Annotated in this window: 12 protein-coding genes; 9 read left to right on the forward strand and 3 right to left on the reverse strand. The window is 63.9% G+C overall.

What is annotated here, in order from left to right; genetic code table 11:
* Positions 1-8 precede the first annotated feature (8 nt).
* A complete protein-coding gene (locus tag NKH35_RS12435) occupies positions 9-848 on the forward strand; it encodes a hypothetical protein (protein WP_352914717.1) in 840 nt (279 codons plus the stop codon).
* Between the two features lie 7 nt (positions 849-855).
* Here the strand turns inward: NKH35_RS12435 and NKH35_RS12440 are convergent, their stop codons facing one another.
* From NKH35_RS12440 to NKH35_RS12450, 3 genes are read right to left on the reverse strand one after another with little or no spacing between them, the layout of a single operon-like run.
* Positions 856-1,920 carry a HEAT repeat domain-containing protein gene (locus tag NKH35_RS12440; RefSeq protein WP_352914719.1) on the reverse strand — a complete coding sequence of 355 codons (1,065 nt, stop codon included), beginning with the start codon at positions 1,918-1,920 and terminating at the stop codon, positions 856-858.
* Positions 1,920-2,345 carry a DUF6484 domain-containing protein gene (locus tag NKH35_RS12445; RefSeq protein ID WP_352914722.1) on the reverse strand — a complete coding sequence of 142 codons (426 nt, stop codon included), beginning with the start codon at positions 2,343-2,345 and terminating at the stop codon, positions 1,920-1,922. The genes NKH35_RS12440 and NKH35_RS12445 overlap by 1 nt, the downstream gene beginning before the upstream one ends.
* 8 nt (positions 2,346-2,353) lie before the next feature.
* Positions 2,354-4,687, reverse strand: coding sequence for a type VI secretion system Vgr family protein (locus tag NKH35_RS12450; RefSeq protein WP_352914723.1), 2,334 nt, complete (start codon positions 4,685-4,687; stop codon positions 2,354-2,356).
* A gap of 271 nt (positions 4,688-4,958) precedes the next feature.
* Here NKH35_RS12450 and tagH point away from each other — a divergent pair, with 271 nt between their 5' ends.
* From tagH to NKH35_RS12490, 8 genes are all read left to right on the forward strand, one after another.
* Positions 4,959-5,981, forward strand: coding sequence for a type VI secretion system-associated FHA domain protein TagH (gene tagH, locus NKH35_RS12455; RefSeq protein WP_023692193.1), 1,023 nt, complete (start codon positions 4,959-4,961; stop codon positions 5,979-5,981).
* Between the two features lie 250 nt (positions 5,982-6,231).
* Positions 6,232-7,758, forward strand: coding sequence for a type VI secretion system protein TssL, long form (tssL, locus tag NKH35_RS12460; RefSeq protein ID WP_352914726.1), 1,527 nt, complete (start codon positions 6,232-6,234; stop codon positions 7,756-7,758).
* Positions 7,755-11,276, forward strand: coding sequence for a type VI secretion system membrane subunit TssM (gene tssM, locus NKH35_RS12465; RefSeq protein WP_352914728.1), 3,522 nt, complete (start codon positions 7,755-7,757; stop codon positions 11,274-11,276). The genes tssL and tssM overlap by 4 nt, the downstream gene beginning before the upstream one ends.
* A 157-nt stretch (positions 11,277-11,433) precedes the next feature.
* The gene (locus NKH35_RS12470; protein WP_023692196.1) at positions 11,434-12,192 is read left to right on the forward strand and encodes a PP2C family protein-serine/threonine phosphatase; all 759 of its coding nucleotides are present in this window, start codon (positions 11,434-11,436) and stop codon (positions 12,190-12,192) included.
* Positions 12,189-14,558 (forward strand): serine/threonine-protein kinase, encoded by a 2,370-nt coding sequence (locus tag NKH35_RS12475; RefSeq protein WP_352914729.1) that lies wholly within the window; start codon positions 12,189-12,191, stop codon positions 14,556-14,558. Before NKH35_RS12470 ends, NKH35_RS12475 begins: the two co-directional genes overlap by 4 nt.
* An 11-nt stretch (positions 14,559-14,569) precedes the next feature.
* Positions 14,570-15,031 carry a DUF1036 domain-containing protein gene (locus NKH35_RS12480; RefSeq protein ID WP_050485828.1) on the forward strand — a complete coding sequence of 154 codons (462 nt, stop codon included), beginning with the start codon at positions 14,570-14,572 and terminating at the stop codon, positions 15,029-15,031.
* Positions 15,028-17,424, forward strand: coding sequence for a M23 family metallopeptidase (locus NKH35_RS12485; protein WP_352914731.1), 2,397 nt, complete (start codon positions 15,028-15,030; stop codon positions 17,422-17,424). Before NKH35_RS12480 ends, NKH35_RS12485 begins: the two co-directional genes overlap by 4 nt.
* Before the next feature lie 265 nt (positions 17,425-17,689).
* Positions 17,690-19,303 (forward strand): caspase family protein, encoded by a 1,614-nt coding sequence (locus NKH35_RS12490; RefSeq protein ID WP_245260717.1) that lies wholly within the window; start codon positions 17,690-17,692, stop codon positions 19,301-19,303.
* The last annotated feature ends 58 nt before the right edge of the window (positions 19,304-19,361 follow it).

A 19,361-nucleotide genomic window follows, 5' to 3' on the forward strand; every position in this document is an offset into this window, starting at 1 on the left:
ATTGGCGTTTGACACAAGAGAATTTCGCTTCCGATCAGCCGTTCCGGCCGCTGGCTCTCGGATTCTTCATTGAAGAAGACAACGAGCTGACTGACGTCAAGCCGGTCGTGCAGGGTTCCGACTGGCAGCGGATTTATGCCATAAATCTGCTTTGCCGACAGGGTGATTTCTCCAAGATGCACCACGTCGCTCCAATTCTCATGCGCAATACTGAAAGCTTGATCTGGTCGGCGGGCGTCAACATCATCGCGTCTGCTGGCAAATGGGAAGACGTACAGAAAGCGCTGAGTGTCTTTCAGGAACGCATCGACACACCGTGGGTTCGCTACAATATGTCGCTGTTGCTCGGGCTGTCCTGCGATCTGCGCGCGGTCGACCCGCTGCTAAAAATATACGGACGCTGCACGAATCCCGAAGAGGATGGGGATCAGACGCTGCGTGAGCTCTCCTATTTGCTGCAAGCCGCAAACAAGGAGATCTTCGGCGGCGGGGGCGCCGAAATCGAGCATCAGCGTATCGTGAATCTTGCTGCGCCCCTGCGAGACGCGCTCTCCCGTTCGGTTCAAGGGACCAAAATATTCGAAAGCGAAACGTTCGATGTCGTAAGACTCGCAACGCGGATCTTAGCGCAGGCGGAGAACGGAAATTTGCAGAGCGAGCGGTTTTATCGTGGCAGGCTGATATTCGAAGCGAATACGGGCGTGAACTGTTCTTCGTTCTTTAATGAATTGGGGCGTCCAGACCGTCTAGCCATCATGGCCATTCTTGAGGAATTCTTCGACGGCAATCCGCGAGGAAAGTATCAACCCGGGCAGCGCTACTTCTTTAGCCATCCGATTCTACCCTAGGATCACGCTACCCGGTTTGAGCCCGCCAGGATTCCACCCGATCCGGGACAGCGACGCCCACCACCTCATCATCGAAAAACTCTGCAAACGCCGGTCCCAAATCCGTCGGATCGACCGTAAACAGCTTCGTCTCCTCCCGCGCTTCCGGAAAAAGCTCCAGAAAAGCCGCGCATGCGGCGACGGCGACGTAGGGCTCGTTCATCCGCTCGATCAACCAGGGCAGAATCGAGCGGTCGCCCAGCATGCCGATACCGCGCACCGCGAGCGGCGCGGTGGCGACGGACTTCATCAGCCCACCCATCCAGGCGCGCACGTCTTTCTCCGGGCCGGCCGTAATCGCGGCCCGCAAGGCAATCAGCGCGTCGGGTCCGCCGGCGACAGCGGCTTTGCGCAACTCGACCCGCGCCAAGTCGCCGGAGCCTAGTTGTGTCAGCGCCCATCCGGCCCATAGCCGCACGATCTCGTCGTCCGACTCCAGCGCTGCTGCCATCTCGCGCGCGAGGTCCGCTCGCTTGAGTCGGCCGGCAAGACGCAAGGCGAAGGCGCGCGCCGGCGCGTCGGCGTCTTTGACCAGACGCGCGAGCAGTTGCCTGGGGTCGACGCCGTGCTCAAGGCAGGCGCCCACCGCCAAATAGCGCTTGAACGCGTCCGGCGCGACCAGCCAGTCGTGCACGAGGTGACCGATCTTCGGCGGCTGGTGCCAGGCCAGGGCGCCGACAAGGCCGCGCCGCTCGTCCAGCTCCTTTGCCGCCGCCACGGTCTGGTCGATGCGCGTGGCGTCGCCCTGCTCGATCGCCATCCAGCCGACGACGAAAAACTCGCCCTTGTCGGGAAAATCGTCGAGCTGTCGTTCGGCTGCCGGCCACGCGGCCGCGCCGGCGATCCGCAGACCATCCAGATTGATCTCGATGCGTTGACTGATCTCGCCGATCACCGTCTCGTCCGTCGGATCCTCCTGGCCCCAGTTGTCACGCTGAGCCCAGAGAAATGCGGCCTGCTCGACGTGCTGGCGCACAGCGTCCACCGCGACGCGTCGCGCCGGGACGAAGAGCTGTTCGCCTGCCGACGCCATCAGTTGAGATTGATAGAGCCGCCACGAATGCGCTGCGCGCCGCTGGCGTGACTAGTGATGTGAGTGCCACGAATTGTGATGCGGCCGTCCGCTTGCATCAGAATCGTCGCCTTGCCACACCTCAGTTCCAAATGGTCATCGGCGGTGATCCGTACTCGCTGTCCGTCGCGGACAACGTGTGGGTCAGTCTTGGGGCGGCTTGGCTCGACAATGCGTCCGACAATGAGCGGCTTGCGTGGATTGCCTTCCTGAAACAGCAAGGCCACGTCGCAGCCGATCATGTCAGATGACAGTTCGCACAGACTGCGAGCAGGCAACGCCGTCTTCTCAGGATTGCCAGGAAAAACGACCAGTGGTGCGTCTTCCCCAAATCCCAGAAAGGCACCGATCACAACGCCGTCGATCTTCGCCTTGAGCTTGCTCATCGTCGTCCTCAGTTCTCGTTGATCTTCGAGCCCTTGATAATCACGTCGCTTGAGGCCTTGATGTTGATCTTGCCCGAGCCCTTGACGGTGATATCCTTGCCCTCGATGATGATCGTGCCATCCTTCTTCATCACAATCTGCGCGCTTCCAGACTTGAGCGTGATGGATTCCTTGGCATCAAGCGTAAAATTGTTGCCGACATCGATGACGCCGCTCTCGCCCACATCGATCTTGCTGCCCTTGGCGATCTTGAGCATATGACCGCCACCAATGTCGGTGGCATCATTGGAGGCAATGGTGGCACTGCGCGAGGCGCCTACACTGGTCGCTTGCGATGCGCCGATCGCAACAGTCTGTCCGGCACCGATACTGATGTCTTGTCCTGCCCCAATGCTCCAGGAATCTCCGGCGCCAATGGAATGGCTCTGGCTGATGCCAACCGTCACAGAGCGCGATGCGCCGATCGTGTTGGTTTGCACCGCCCCCACGGTCCGAGTCTCGGAGGCGCCGACGCTGTCGATGCGAGCCGCGCCTACCGTGATCGTCTGCACGATCGCCACGGTCTGCGTGTGATTGGCGCCGATCGTCTCGGTCGAGTTCGAACCGATGCTGATCGTTTCGTTCGAGCCCACCGTCAGCGACCGGTTCGTCCCCACCGTCTCTGTATCATTGCTGCCAATATCGGTCGTCTGGTCGACACCGACCTTGACCGTCTTGTTGTTGCCGACGTCCTCGTCGAGGTTGTGGCCGACGGAGTGCTTGGCGTCGTGGTCGATGCGGTCGGACTGGTCGTGCTGCACCGTCTTGTTGCGGTCGTGCTTGATCAGAAGGTGGTGGTCCTTCTGCGCCTGGAAGTTGACCAGTTCGGAGCCGGCCTTGTCCTCGAACATCAGCTCGTTGTAGCCGCCACCGCCCTTCGACGAGTTGGACTTCCAGCCCGATTGCGTGGCGTTGCCCGGCAGCCCGTAGGGCGGCATCTGCGAGGCGTTGTAGACCCTGCCGGTGATGATCGGCAGGTCGGGATTGCCTTCGATGAAATCGACGATGACTTCCTGCCCGATGCGCGGGATCTGGATGAAGCCCCAGCCGCTGCCTGCCCAGGTCTGCGACACCCGCACGAAGCAGGAGCTCTTCTGGTCCTTCTTGCCGAGGCGGTCCCAGTGGAACTGCACCTTCACCCTGGCATATTTGTCGGTGAAGATCTCCTCGCCGGACGGACCGACCACGGTCGCCGTCTGCGGGCCGCGCATGATCGGCCTTGGCGTGATGCGCGGCGGCCGATAAGCAACTGAGGTCGGCGCCACACCGAGCACCACCTTGAAATTCTCGCCATCGGTGTCGACGCCGGCGCGATAGCCCGGATCGAACAGCCGGTACTCGGCGCTGATCACCAGATGCTCCTTGTTCTGGTCGTCGCGCGGAAAGCCGTCGAGCTTGAAGGTGCAGCCGGAAAACAGGCCGCGCACCGTGCCGACGGCGGCAATGCGCAGGTGTGGCGCCTGGATTTCTTCGCGCCTGATCGCCGCCAGGCTGTCGCCGCGCCCGACTTCCAGATGCGCGCCGGGGTGGCGATAATTCTCGCCGGCGGCCTGCTTGTGGCCGAAGGGCTGCGCCGACTTCGCCATCAAATCGGCGGCGGGTTTTTCGAAGTCATAGTCGGTGTGGGCATAGGCGCCGGGGCGCACCGCGCTGCCTGGAATCCAGTCGGTGATGTACTCGACGTCGCGGCGCGAGCCCTGCCCTTCGAACTGATAGAGCACCGTCTCATAGCCCGGCGCTGGCTTCAGCTTGCTCATGGCGTCGGCCAGGATCAGCGTGTGCTCGCCCTCGGCATGCTCGAAGAAGTACATTATGCCTTCGTGCTCGAGCAGCCGCTGCACGAAATCGAGGTCGCTCTCGTCATATTGCACGCAATATTCGCGCGGCGGACAGGAGCCTTGCAAGCGCTTTTCGAACTTGGCGATGCCGCCATATTTAGAGAAAATCTCCTCCACGATCTCGACGGCGGTCTTGTCCTGGAAAATGCGGCAGTCGGTGGTATTGCCGAGGAACCACAGCCACGGCCTGACGACCGCCTCATAGTGAGCCAGCCGATCTTCGATGCGGGTAAGGCGAAACTCGGCGATGAGGCCGCTGAACCAGCGCTTGGGGTCGGCCTCGCCTTCGATCGAAACGGCGCCGCCCAGCATCTTCAGCGGGTCGATATCGGCATTGGTCGAAACAAATCCAACGGTGTAGGCAAGGCAGCGGCTGATCTCGTCGCGGCCGACGAGATGCGTGAAAGTCAACAGTTCGGCGCCGACCGGCGTCTGCACAAGCGCGGCGCGTTGTTCACTCGGCATGGGTCGTGCCCCTCCTGAGCGCTAGTGTGGCAGGTTCGAAGCCCTTCTTGTGTTAACGACCTCACGTTCAGGGACATTTCGCAACTTGCCACCCAAGCCATGTTGAGCCTACCACATGTTCTATGGCAGACCAAAGAGGACAAGCGGCAGGCCGTTGCTGTTTGCGCCGCTTTCGCCAGTGTGAAACGCCGCTCTCCCGCTGTGCCCGCAAGCTGCTAGACTGTGGCACATCGGATCAATGGAAACGGCAGCGGTCGACGGTCCATAGCGCATGTTCATCAGTCTGCAGATCAGCAATGTCGATGTCCTGCCTGCCGGGCTGCCGCCCGGCTACGCATCGCGCGACCGCGGCTTCGAGATCGGGCGGGAGAACTGCGCCTGGACCTTGCCCGATCCGGACAAGTTCATCTCCGGCCGACATTGCGAAATCCGCTACGAAGGCGGCGCCTTTTTTCTCCACGACGTCTCGCGCAACGGCACATTCGTCAACGGGTCGAGCCAGCGCCTGACCGGCCCGCATCGGTTGGCGCAAGGTGACCGGCTCCGGATCGGCCGCTATATCGTCTCGGTGTCGATCGATGACGGGAACCCAGCCTTCGGTGGCCATGGTTCGACGCAACGGCAGATGCCCGTTGCCGGATCCTTTCCAGACCATGTCGCATCGCCACGGTCACCGACCGCGCCACCCGCTTCGGTCTCCAGCCGGCCGCAGCAAGCCGACGAGATCCTGCGCGCGATTGCCGCCGGCGCCGGCATTCCGCCAGAGGTGCTTTTGCTGCGCCAACCGCAGGAGGTAGCCGGCGAGATCGGCGCGGTGCTGCGCATCGTCGTCGACGAGCTGGTGTTGCTGTTGAAGGCGCGCGCCGCTGCAAAAGTCCTGGCCAAGACCAGCGACCGGACCATGATCAATTCCGCCGACAACAATCCGCTAAAGTTCGTGCCCGGGACAGACGAAATCCTCGACATCATGTTCGCGCGGCGCAGGGCCGGCTATCTCGATGCCAGGCACAGCATCGAAGACGCTTTCCACGACCTCAAAACACATGAATTCGCCACCTTCGCCGCCATGCAGGCAGCGCTGTCGCGGTTGCTTGACGATCTGTCGCCCGAGGCGATTGCGAAAAAACTGCCGCCATCCTCCTTTGCCTCGAAGAAAACGCGCGCCTGGGACGCGCTGGTCGCGACCTGGCGGGCCAAGGAGGAAGCGCACGAGAACGGCATGCTGGACATATTCCTCACCTATTTCAGTGAAGCCTATGCCAAGGCCGCCAAACAGAAGACCGGCAAGGGCTAAGCCCGCGCACCGCTGAAGACACCGTGAAGGCGACCCGAGCACGGGCCGGCCACCAAAATTGCGCCGGGTTTCCATCGCAACCTTCTGAGACTACGATCACATACGACGATTGAGCACGCGGGTACGGTTGGTCGACCTCGGGGGTCTGCGGCACATGTCATGTCACGGCGAGATAGCGTCCTGCGGTCCGCGTTTGCGCGGACATGGCGCTGTGCGTCGCGGCGCGCGGGCGTAGAGGCAGGGATCGGCGATGAGCTCGAAGGATGATCCTTTCGATCCGACCGGCAAAACCGTCATCCGCCCCAGCCGCCCCAATCCCGGCCGCAAGCAAAAGACGGTTCTCGCCCGCGATGCGCCGGCCCCCGGCAGTACGGTGATCGCCCCTGCCAGCGTCCCGGAACCCACGGTTTTCGATCCCAACGCCGGCCGCCAGCCGCCGTCCGACGTCACGGGGACGGTGATCTATCAGGGAACGCCATTCGCCAACGCGCCGGCCGATCCGCCCGTTCACGGCTCAGCCGGGACGGCGGGGAAAACGCCATGGGATGCGCTGCTCGGCGCCAGCGATGCCGTCGATTATGGCGCGGCCAACCCGATCGTCGCTGCCGCGGCGCCCTTGCTGATACTGCTTGGGCATCTGCGGCTGATGGCTGTCGAAAGACCGGCCGAGCCGCTGGCGCAGCATGTCGCCGGCCTGATCGAGGATTTCGACCGCAAGATCGCCAGGACCGATACCTCGGAAGAGGATGCGCGCATCGCCAGCTATGTGCTTTGCGAAACCGCCGACGATATCGTCGCCAATCTGCCCGGTTCCAGCCGGGATGCGTGGGCGCAGCACGCCATGCTGCAGCGCTTCTTCCAGGTCAAACCCACCGGCGCCGGTTTTTTCCAGGCGCTGAACACGGTGCTGGCGACGCCGGAACCTCATCGTAATCTCATCGAGCTGATGCATGTCTGCCTGTCGCTTGGCTTCGAAGGCCAGTATCGCGGCCAGCCGCGCGAGAGCCTCGAACGGGTCCGCCGCGACGTCTACGAGACATCAGCCTATTTCCGCGTCCTCGGTGACGACGACATCTCGCCGCGCTGGCAAGGCTTGTCGGTCACATCGGCGCAAGGCTCCAGGCGGGTTCCGCTCTGGGCCATAGCCGCTGCAACCGCGGCAGTTTTGACCGCAGCCTTTTTCACGCTGCGCGTGCTCATCACCAATGATGGCGAGGCTGTTGCCGGCGAGTTGCTGGCGCTCAATCCGGCGACGCCGGTCACCATCGAGCGCACCGGTTTCGTGCCGCTGACCGAGGAGGTGAAAGTCGTCGCAGCGCCAACGACGATTGCGCAGGTCGATCGCATCCGCACTGCCTTGGCCAAGGAGATCGAAGGCGGCGGCGTCAGCGTCGGCACCAAGGGTGATTTCATCATCGTGGAAATCAGCAACGCCCTGCTGTTCCAGTCGGGACGAGCCGAGGTCAAGCCGGAGTTCGAGCCGGTGGCCGCCAGCATCGCGGCGGCTCTCGACGCGGAGCGCGGGCCGATCCGGATCGTCGGCCACACCGACAACGTCAAACCGAAGAAGACCAGCGCCTTCAAATCGAATTTCGACCTCTCCGTCGCACGTGCCCAGTCAGTGGAAAAGATGATCGCAGCGCATTTCAGCGATCCGTCGCGGACAAAGGTCGAGGGCAAGGGCGAGGACGAGCCCATCGCCGACAATGCAACGCCGGACGGCCGCGCCAAAAACCGCCGTGTCGATGTAATGATCCCGCGGGAGGAGGTGCTGTGACCGGCTGGCTGCTGCGCATCTTCAGCGCGCTCGCGCTCGCCGGCTTTGCCGCCGCGGTCTGGTACGCCGGCCCGTTAATCCGCTTTGCCGGCGCCCGGCCGTTGGATCCCATCTGGCTGCGGGCAGCGATCATCGGCATCGTCGTCGGAACGGTGGCGATCATCTATGCAATCCGGTTCTGGCGCAGGCGCAAGGCGCAGAAGGCGCTGGAGGCCGCCATGGCCAGCGCCGAGGATGACGGCAGCGATGCAAAGGTGCTGGAAGCTCGCATGAACGAAGCAGTCGCGACGCTCAGGCAGTCGAGCGGCAAGCGCAACTTCCTCTACGACGTCCCCTGGTACATCGTCATCGGCCCGCCGGGCGCCGGCAAGACCACCGCGCTGGTCAATTCCGGCCTGAACTTTCCGCTTGCCGGGTCGGGCCAGGCGCAGCCGGTGGCGGGTGTCGGCGGTACGCGCAATTGCGACTGGTGGTTCACCGACGAGGCGGTGCTGATCGACACGGCCGGGCGCTACACGACGCAGGATTCCCATGCACGGACCGACAGCAAAAGCTGGCTGGCGTTCCTGTCGCTGCTCAAGCGGCACCGGACGCGTCAGCCGATCAATGGCGTCATCCTGGCGATCAGCCTTGCCGATCTGATGGCGGACGGAGAGCAGGCGGCCCGTGTCGCCGAGATCCGCAGCCGCCTGCAGGAAATCCACGAGGTCCTGAAGGTCCGCTTTCCCGTCTACGTGCTGTTCACCAAGGCCGACCTGGTCTCCGGATTCATGGAATATTTCGGCGGTTTCGACGAAGCACGCCGGCGCAAGGTGTGGGGCGCGACCTTCCAGACCGCCGAGCGCGGCCTGAACATGGTCGCAGAAGCGCCAGCCGAATTCGACGCGCTGGTGAAGCGCCTGACCGAAGAGATGAGCGAGCGGCTGCAGGCGGAGACCGATCCGGTCGCGCGCATCGCCATTTTCGGCTTCGCCGCGCAGCTCGGTGCGCTGAAAGGCCGGATCGTGAATTTCCTCGAGGGCGTTTTCGAGCCGACGCGCAAGCAGCTGAACGCCCCCCTGCGCGGCCTGTATTTTTCTTCCGGCACGCAGGAAGGCACGCCGATCGACCAGTTGCTGGGCAGCATAGGCCGCAGTTTCGGCAGGAATGCCCAGGCGCATCTTTCCGGCACCGGCAAAAGCTTCTTCCTGCACGATCTGTTGAGCCGCGTCATTTTCGCCGAGTCCGGCTGGGTGTCCCATGACAGGGCGGCCGACAGGCGCGTTGCGATCGCCCGCTACGCCGGCCTGACAGCGATCGCGGCCATAGCGATCGCCGCGCTTGGCGTTCTCGGCCTGAGCTTTACGACCAACAAATCGCTGGTCGCCGCGACCGGCCAGGCGGCAGGCCAATACCGCGCGACAGCCGCGCCGCTGCTGGCCAGCACGACGGTGTCGGATGCCGACCTCGAAACCGTCATCGGCGCGCTCGATGCGCTGCGCGGCCTGCCGGCCGGCTACGATACGAGAGACCAGCCCACCCCGGCCACGGCGACGTTCGGCCTCAGCCAGCGTGAGCGTATCCTTTCGGCCTCCGAGACCGCCTACCGGCAGGGGCTGGAGCGGATGTTCCGCTCGCGCCTGCTGTTCCAGCTCGAACGCACGATCGAGGCCAGGATGGCCGATCCGATGGCGCTGTACGAGCCGTTGAAGATTTACCTGATGCTGGGCGGCAAGGCGCCGAAAGTGGATGACGAGCTGGTCGTCACCTGGCTGAAGCGGGACTGGGAACAGAACCGCTATCCCGGCGCCCACAATCGCGACGGCCGGGCGCAACTGGAGAAGCATTTGCGCGCCATGCTGGCGCTCGACGATGACCAGGATCCCTCGTTCGAACTCAACCGCGCGCTGGTCGAATCCGCCCAGCGCTCGCTCGGCCGCATGAGCCTTGCCGATCACGCCACCGCGCTCATCCAGTCGGCCACCTATGCGGCGGCGCTGGACGATTTTTCGGTGTCATCGCAAGCCGGCGCGGAGGCGCCGATGCTGTTCGAGCGCAATGACGGAAACGATCTCGCCGGCCTTCGCGTCCCCGGTCTCTACACCCATGCCGGCTTCGACTTCTATCTGGCGCAACTTGCCAGGAGCGCGCAGGCGCTGGTCGACGATCAATGGGTGATCGGCTCGAGCGGCGAGCAAGGCGGTTTCGACCAGGAATTGCTCAAGCTCGGCCCGGAGCTGCTCGATCGCTATGGCAAGAGTTTTGCGGCGGCGTGGAACGAGGTGCTCGACAGGTTGAAGTTCAAGGCAATGGCCGCCGACAAACCGCAATATCTGGCGCTGTCCGCAGCGGGATCACCGAGTTCGCCGCTGATGCAGCTGTTCGAGGCGATCGCGCGCGAAACAGCTTTGACGCAAGAGCGCAATCCGGCTGCGCCGTCTCAAGACAGCGACCAGGAAATCGCCGCGCGCGCCAAGGGCCTCGCCCGCATCGGCATCGAGATTGCGGCGCGCAAATCGCAGAGCAGGGCCGGGACCGCCTTTGTCAGCACCCAAAACCAGGATCCCGGCGCCAACATCGAAGCCCAGTTCCGGTCTTTCCAGGCTTTGGTGGCCGGGGCGCCGGGGCAGCGGCCGCTCGACGCCCTGACCCAGAATTTCCGCGAAATTTATCAGAGCGTGCGGCTGGCCGCCGATGTCCCCGCCCAGACGGACCAGGCCAACGCCAATCTGCAGCTGCAGATATCGACTCTACGCGCCAACGCCTCGCGGCTGCCGAAGGCGCTGGCCAGGATGGTGAGCGCGGCGGCGGACGATTTCGAGGGCACCGTCGCCGAAACATCGACCACGCATCTCAACGAGATGCTGGAGGAGACCGTCGGCCGTCCGTGCGAAGAGATGATTGCCGGGCGCTTTCCATTCGCCCCCGCCGGTACCGACGATGTCGCCATGGCGGATTTTGCCAGATTGTTTTCTCCAGGCGGGGTTCTCGACCGGTTCTTCGCGCAGAACCTGGCGTCGCTGGTCGACATGAGCGGCCAGGACTGGGACTGGAAGCAGGACACCAGGTTCGGCCGCAATCTGGCGAAATCGACGCTGAAGAACTTTCAGCTCGCGGCACAAATCCGCGCGGCTTTCTTTCCGCTCGGCGGGCCGGTGCCGTCGATCAACATCACCTTCACGCCGCTGTCGCTGCATGGCGATGCCGACATGGCGCTGCTCAATATCGACGGCCAGGTGCTGCAGGCCACCCAGGCCGGCAACACGCCGGGACTGATTCCGTGGCCGGGCAAGACCGGTTCGGCCAGTCTCAGCCTGACGCCGGAGCTGCCCGGCCGCGAGTCCGCAATCAAGTTCGACGGTCCCTGGGCTTTGAAACGATTGCTGGACAAGGGGCAGGTCACCGCCAATGGCGATAGTCTCGAAGCGCATTTCGTCATCGGCGGACGGGATGTCGCCTACACGATCAAGACCGGGGAGGACGGCAACCCATTCACGCTGCCGGCGCTTTCCGCGTTCAGCTGTCCGAAGGCTTTCTGATGGGGAATTGCATGGCAGGACCAGCGATTGCAGGACGCAGAGACAGCGGCGGTACCACACGGTCCGTCATCAGCGGCTTAGATTTCGATACTCTAATGAATGGGGCTGTGGCAGACTGGCCAGGCACGTCAGCCAAGGCGTTGCGGAGCGTAGGCAAGTGAACGATGCCGCCTTTGAGAGCTACGGCGTGAGCCACAAGGGCTGCGTGCGCGACCACAATGAGGACAGCTTCCTGGTCGAGCCGCGGATCGGCCTCTGGGTGGTGGCCGACGGCATGGGCGGGCACGAGGCCGGAGAAGTCGCTTCGGCAAGCATTGTCGAGCATCTGGCGACGATCGGCATCGCCAGTTCGGCGCCGGATCTGCGCGCCCGCTTTGAGGATCGGCTGAACCGGGCGCATGCCGAGATCCGCCGGATTTCGCGCTCACGCGGCGTGACCATCGGCTCCACCGTTGCCGCACTGCTGGCCATGGACGGCAGGTTCGCCTGCCTGTGGTCGGGCGACAGCCGCGTCTATCTCGTGCGCAACGCCGCGATCTCGCAGATTTCGCGCGACCACACCGAGGTCCAGGAACTGCTCGACAGCGGCGCGATCAGCGCGGCCGAAGCGGAGAACTGGCCGCGCCGCAACGTCATCACCCGCGCCATCGGCGTCAACGACGAAATCGCCATCGACTTCCAGCAGGGAGAGACCCTTGCCGGCGACATTTTCATCCTCAGCACGGACGGCCTGACGGCGCATGTCAGTGACGCGGAGATTGCGGCTGCAGTGCTCTCGGCAGCGCCGCAGGCTGCCTGCGAAAAGCTGCTTTCCATGGTGCTTGAGCGCGGCGGCACGGACAACGTCACCATCGTTCTGGTCAAGATCAGAGACAAAGGCAATGGCCTGTCCCGAGCAGAAGGCCGCGACCGATGAGCTCCGACGACAAGACCCGGCTATTGCCCAACATGGCGGATACCAGCGTCGGCACGCAGCTCAGCGGCATCTACGAGCTCGACGAACGCATCGCGTCGGGCGGCATGGGCGAAGTCTATCGCGGCCACAACATCCAGACCGGCGATCATGTCGCGATCAAGATCGTGCTGCCGGAATTCGCCCGCGATCAGACGATCCTGTCGCTGTTTCGCAAGGAAGCCTCGATCCTCAACCATCTGTCGCATGACGCGGTCGTGCGCTACCACGTCTTCACCATAGATCCCGGCATCGGGCGGCCCTATCTGGCGATGGAATTCGTCGACGGCCAGTCGCTGTACGACGTCATGCGCGGCGGGGCGATGGCGACTCCGGATGTGCGCAAACTGTGCCACCGGCTAGCCTCGGGCCTGAGCGCCGTGCACCAGGCCGGCGCCATCCACCGCGATCTGTCGCCCGACAACATCATCCTGCCGGGCGGCCGGGTCGAGCGGGCAAAGATCATCGATTTCGGCATTGCGCGATCGGCCGCGGTCGGTGGCGAGACGCTGATCGGCGGCAAGTTTGCCGGAAAATACAATTACGTCTCCCCCGAGCAACTCGGGCTCTATGGCGGCGAGGTCAGCGAACAGTCCGACATCTACAGCCTGGGGCTGGTGCTGGCGGCGGCGCTGCGCGGCAAGCCGATCGATATGGGCGGCTCGCAATACGAGATCGTCGAAAAACGGCGGACCGTCCCTGATCTCTCCGGCATCGATGCCGATTTCAGGGACATTGTCGAAGCGATGCTGCAGCCTGACCCGGATGATCGACCGGCCAGCATGGCCGAAATCGCCCGGTTGACGCGCGACGACAGCGACGCGACCTTGCCGCCGGCATCGCTCGCGCCCCGGCCCGGTCTGCCGCGAACCGGGCAGACCGCAGGGCCTGTCTCGAAGGTCGGGGACTCGCCGGCCCAAGGCTTCGGTTCGGCCCCGCCAAGCGGCACGGCGGAGCCGTCTTTCGTGCCGCACGTGCGCCCGGCGCACCTGTCGCACCCGAAACCGGCTGCTGAAACTCCCAAGCGAGCAAGCACACCACCGAAGCGTGCTACTACAGGCAGAAATCTGACGATCGCGGTGCTGTCGGCGGTGGCCGTGGTATCGCTTGGAGGGCTCTATGCATCGGGTATCGTGGGATTCGGAGACCGGCCTCGCGTCACCGACACCGGCAAGCCGCTCCAACCCGAACTGACAAAGCCGATCGTCGCTGACAAGCCCGTTTCGGACACTGCGCCGGTCGAGAAGACGGTGCCAAAGCCGCAACCAGCGGAGACTCCGGCTGAAGATCAGGCCAAAGCGCCGGTCGAGCCGCAGCCGACGCCGCCAGTCGCGTCGAGCGCCACGGCCCCGCTGCCGGCCGCACCAACCGACAAGACCGTCGCGCTGCAACCGCCATCCGGCCCGTCACAGTCCGATGCCGCGAAGAACCCCGAGCCTGTCAGTCCGCCGGTAGAGCCCACGGCGACAGCGCCCGCCCCGCAAACACCTGAACCGCCGGCCGAGGCCCCCAAACCCCCAGCACCCACGCCTGAACCCACCGCGCAGGCGCCCAAGCCGGACACGCAGGCGCCTGAACCGACCGCGGAGCCTAAGCCGAGCCAGCCCGATATCGCCAGCGGTGAGCAGGCCGACAAGCCGGCAGAGCCCGACATTGCCATGAACGTGCCCAAGCCGGAGGTGCCGCCACCGGCCGATGCGGCCGCGGAGCGGGTCACCTGGGTACGCGCCTTCAATGGTGGTGATTGTTTTTTTGCGACGGTGACGTCGGTCGCCGACAAGGGTGTCGCGATCGAGGGCTTCGGCACGTCGGTGCCACCCTTCGAACAGTTGCTTGGGGAATTCCAGGCGAAGTTCCATGTCGAGCCGGATATCAGCGTCCGCCTTATCCAGCCCCCGCAATGCGGGATCACCGGCTTCCTGCGTTTCATGGGCGCGAGCACGGCCGACAGGCCGCAGCTTGTCCTCGACCAGACATCGGTGCCGGACGGCTCGCCGATCGACGGCACGCTGATGACGCATGGCGGGCTGGTGTCGAGCGTGTTCCTGATCGACCACAGGGGCATCGCGTTCAACCTCGACGATCATGTTGTCGTACAAGCCGACAAGGCGACCTTCTCGATCCCGATCGGGCTCGGCGCCGCCGACAAGGCGGCAGGCAAGGCGTTGCCGCAGATCATCATGGTGATCACCGGGCCGCAGGACATAAAGGCGGCGGACTTCACAACGCCGACGCCGGCCTCGGTGCTGTTGCCCAGGATCCTCGACGAGATCGGCGCCAGGAGTTCGGCATTTTCGGCGACCGCCAAATACTTCCGCCTCGGCGGCTAGCACCGACGCCGATGCAACGCCGTCGCCGAGATCCCGTCCTGCTTGCCCGGAACGTGCGCGTGAAGCTCGCCGCGAGCGCGGTCGCGACGCTGTTGCTGGCGCTTCTTTCCACCGGGCATGCGCGCGCCGAATTCACCGTCTGCAACCAGACGCTCGACGTCGTCAATCTTGCCGTCGGTCAGAAGGTCGACGATGCCGACCAGACCGATGGCTGGTGGACCATCGGCGCCAATCAATGCGTCAACGTCATTCGCGAGGAGCTGACCAACCGCTACATCTACATCTACGCGACGGATGTCTTCGGCCACGCCATTCTGGCAGGCTCCACCGACATGTGCATCGAGCGGCGGCGGTTCTCGATCCGCGGCATCGATGAATGCTGGCAGCGCGGCCATATCGCGGCGAAGTTTCTCGAAGTCGACACGCAGGAACAGGTGCGCTGGACCTTCTTCCTGACCGGAAGCGCACCGTGACGCACAGCATCGACACCAGCTTCAAGGCAAAGAAGCAGGCGCGCGCCGCGCTACGCAGGCGCAGGATCTGGCTCGGGCTGGCGGCTGGCCTGGCGACAATCGTCCTCGCCGCGATTGCCACCGGCTTCTATCTTACCGCCGACTACTGGTCGTTCCGCGACGAGGACGAGGAACTGCATGCCGTCGAAGACTCGGACGACGTGCCGGCCGACGCATCGGTCTACGTGCCGGCCATCATCGACCTTGCCGGCGACCCGATGTGGATCACACTGGCGCCGGAGGCGGGCGTCGCCAAGAGCCGCGGGATGCCGCGCCCGACGGAGCTCGACCAGGCCGGCATCTCCCCTCAGATCATGGTTCTCTCCGACGTGATGCTGAGCGCCAGCGAAAAATTCATGACGACGATCCCCTCGACGCAGGAGGATTTCGCCTTCTTCCAGGCGCAGCGGAAGACCGCGGTCGCGCCACCCGCCGAACCCAACGATCCGCAGAATGACCTGCAGAACGATCTTCAACCATCGCCCGGCGCGGACGGGGCTCCGGCGGCCTCCGGCCCAGCTCCTGACCCGCAGGCTGCTCCGGGTGCATCGGCGGCGGCCGATGACCCCGAGGCCGGCTGGGGCGAGACCATCGATGAGGGCGAAGCAGCACTCCCCGCCTTTCAGAAGACAGCGGTCGAAAACAACACCAGCGTTGCCAACGTCAGCTCGGAATATCAGCGCTTCGAGGCGACCGAGGACATTTTCGTGAAAATCCTCAACGACCGCAGCCTGGACAGCGTGGCGCTCGATGCGCATTTTTCCGCCGACGACGCAAAGCTTGCCGGCGAGGCGCTGAAGGCGCTGTTCGACAAGGACGGCCTGCAGCCTGGTTATGTCGTGGCGATGCGCGGCTTTAGGCCGACGCGCGAGACCACGACGATGTCGCTGATGCAGGTCTCGATCTACGCCAGGAACGTCTTTGTCGGCACGCTGACACGCAACGCGGCCGGTGCCTTCGTGTCGGGCGTCGACCCGTGGGTGCGCGAGGACCTGTTCAATTATTCGGGCGCCGAGACCGAAGGCACGCAGAAACGGCAATACCGCCTGCTCGACGCGATCTATTCGACGGCGGCCCGCAACAATGTGCCGAGCGGCATCATTGGCGAAGCCATCATGTATCTGTCGCGGGGACAGGATCTGGATGCTTTCGCCAGCGAGGACCAGCGTCTTGTGCTGATCTATTCGCAGACGCCGCGCGGCAAGAACGAGACCGACGGACGGGTGCTCTATGTCGGTATCCAAGGCACGCAAAAGAGCTTGGATTGTTTCGTTTTCCAGCAGAGCGACGGCCAGTTTTCCTGCGTCTCGGGCGATGACCAGGTGCGCTCGCTGACGGTGGCCAACGGCATGGTGACGCCGGTCAACGGTGTCATGACGTCGACCTTCGGGCCGCGCAAGCATCCGATCCTGGGCGTTGTTCGCATCCATAAGGGCGTCGACTGGGCAGCACCCGTGGGGACGCCGATCGCCGCAGCCTTCGACGGCGAGATCATCTTCCAGGGCGACGGCGGCGGCTACGGCAATGTGGTCAAAATCGCCCATGGCGGCGGCCGCGAGACGCGCTACGCGCATATGTCGAAATTCGCCATTGCCAGCGGTGTCGGCACCAAGGTGAAGGCCGGCGACATCATCGGCTATATCGGCACCACCGGCCTGTCGACCGGGCCACATTTGCATTTCGAACTCTATCAGAGCGGTCAGGCGATCGATCCGCTCGGAACAGTGACCGCTGCAATCGCCGTCACTTCCAGCGATCCCGCCGTCGAAACGCTGACCGACCGTATCGTCCACGTCGAATCGGGCGGTAGCGCGCGGGCCAAGAACCCGCTGTCTTCGGCAACAGGCGCCGGCCAGTTCATATCCAAGACCTGGATCCGGATGATGAACACCTATCGTCCCGAACTGGCGCGCTCGCTGTCGACCGCAGACCTGCTCGCTTTGCGCTACGACGCCACCATCTCGCGTGAGATGGTGCGCAATCTGGCGCGCGAGGGCGAAGCCTATCTCAAGGCGCGCGGCCATCAGATTACCGCCGGCCGGCTCTATCTCTGCCATTTCCTCGGCATGGAAGGCGCACATCAGGTGCTGGCGTCGCCGGGATCGGCGCAGTTGAGCGCCGTGCTCGGCTCGTCCGTTATCCAGGCCAACCCGTTTCTTGCCGGCAAGACCGCCAGCTACGTCGTCGACTGGGCGGAACGGAAGATGGGCCGCAAATTGCCGACGCCCGCCACCACCGATGCGGGCCAGCAGACGACGACGGAAGTCCGCCAGACATCGCCGGAGTTCGAAAAATACAAGCAGGCGATAACGGCACTGGTCGGCTCGATCCAAAATACTCTTGAGCCGGGCTAGAGCTGGCAGTTCGCCCCGGCTTTCGCCAAGCCGATTGGTTCTGAGGCCGGCGAATGGTATGTTTGCGGATATTTGGGAAGGTTTTTGGGTCCTTGTGAACCAAAACTGTGGCTGGGATCACATACGCCCAACAGCCATTTTGGCAGAAGCGATACAGTCGCTGGTGAAATTTAGCATGCGCAGCCATCAATAACGCGCCCCATTGGGGCGGAGGGCCGATCCCATGAAAGCGTTTGCCGTCCTTTTGAGCGGATTTTTTCTGTTAATGCCGACCGCGCTTGGCACCGGCCAGGCGGCGGCGCCGGATGCCGGTGGCGTCAAACGCGTCGCGCTGGTCATCGGCAACAGCAAATACGTCCATGCCGTCGAATTGCCCAATCCGGCCAATGACGCGCATCTCATCGCATCGACGCTGCGCAATGCCGGCTTCGAGGTGATCGAGGGCGTCGACCAGGACAATGCCGGCATGCACAGCCTGATCAGCAAATTCACCGAGCAGTCCTACGATGCCGACCTCGCCGTCATTTTCTATGCCGGCCACGGCATGCAGGTCGACGGCAAGAACTTTTTGATCCCGGTCGACGCCGAACTGACGTCACCTGCCTATCTCAAGACCCGCACCGTCCAGATCGACGACTTCATGGCCGCATTGCCACCCGACCCGGCGGTCGGCGTCATCATCCTCGATGCCTGCCGCGACAATCCGCTGGCACGCACACTGGCGGCCGCGATGCCGAAGACCCGCTCCACCGCGCTGGGCACCGGCCTGGCGCCGATCGACCCTAAATCAGAGGGCGTCGGCACCGGCGGCATCCTGATTGCCTATGCCACCGACCCGGGCGCCATCGCCTTTGACGGCAACGGCGTCGACAGCCCCTACTCGACCGCGCTCGCCAGGCACCTGACCGAACCCGGCGTCGAGATCCAGAGTGCGCTGACGCGGGTGCGCGGCGAAGTGGCCGAGACCACGCAAGGCCGCCAGCGGCCATGGCACAACGCATCGCTGGGCCGCGAGGTCTTCCTTGGCAAACCGGCCGCCCAAGCCGCGCCGATGGTAAAACCGGCCGCCGATGACGCGAACGCCGCGACAGCGCCCGTCCCTGCCCCCGTCACCAGCGAACCGCCTTCGTGGGAAGTCGAGCAGCGGCTTTGGGACGAGGCCTCGAAGCGCAACACCGCGCCATTCTACGAAGCCTATCTCGAACAGTTCCCGAATGGCCGCTTCGCCACGGTGGCGCGGCTCAACATCGATGCGCTGAACGATCCGAAAGCCCAGGAACGGGAAGTCGCCGCGCTTGCTGCCGAAGAAGCGAACTCGGGTTCTGCCGTGCGCACATCGGTAGGCATTTCGGACGACATGAAGAAGGTGCTGGGCACCGAGGCGACGGAGAACGCGATCGGTCTCGATCGCCAGGGCCGCATCGACCTGCAATTGCGCGTCGAGGCGCTGGGCAACGAGCTTGGCCGCGTCGACGGAAATATCGGCGCCAAGACCCGGCAAGCGATCGGCGACTGGCAAGAGGGGAACGGGCTGCCTCCGACCACTTTCCTGACGCGCGAGCAACTGGCGTTCCTGGTTATCCAGACGGATCCGATGATGGAGGCCGTGCGTGCCAAGCATGAGGCCGACCAGGCCGGCGTGGACAAGCCGAAAAAACAGGTGGTGCAGAAGGCCCGCACGCTGAAGCCGGTGGCGGAAAAGCCACGCAAGAAGCAGTACGCCCAGAAGCCGCGCCGACAACAGCAGTTCGTGCAGAAAAGGCGCAACCGGGAGGTCGTGCGCGAGGATGAGCCGCCGCCGCGGGACAACAATGATTTCCTGACCAAGGCGCTGATCTTCGGCACCGGCGTAGCGGTCGGCGGCGTGCTCAAGAACTGATCGATCATGTCAAACAATAAAAACGCCGCGTGTCCGTTGGACGCGCGGCGTTGTGTTT

The sequence above is a fragment of the Mesorhizobium sp. M1143 genome, from assembly GCF_040318435.1.
Classification (GTDB): domain Bacteria; phylum Pseudomonadota; class Alphaproteobacteria; order Rhizobiales; family Rhizobiaceae; genus Mesorhizobium.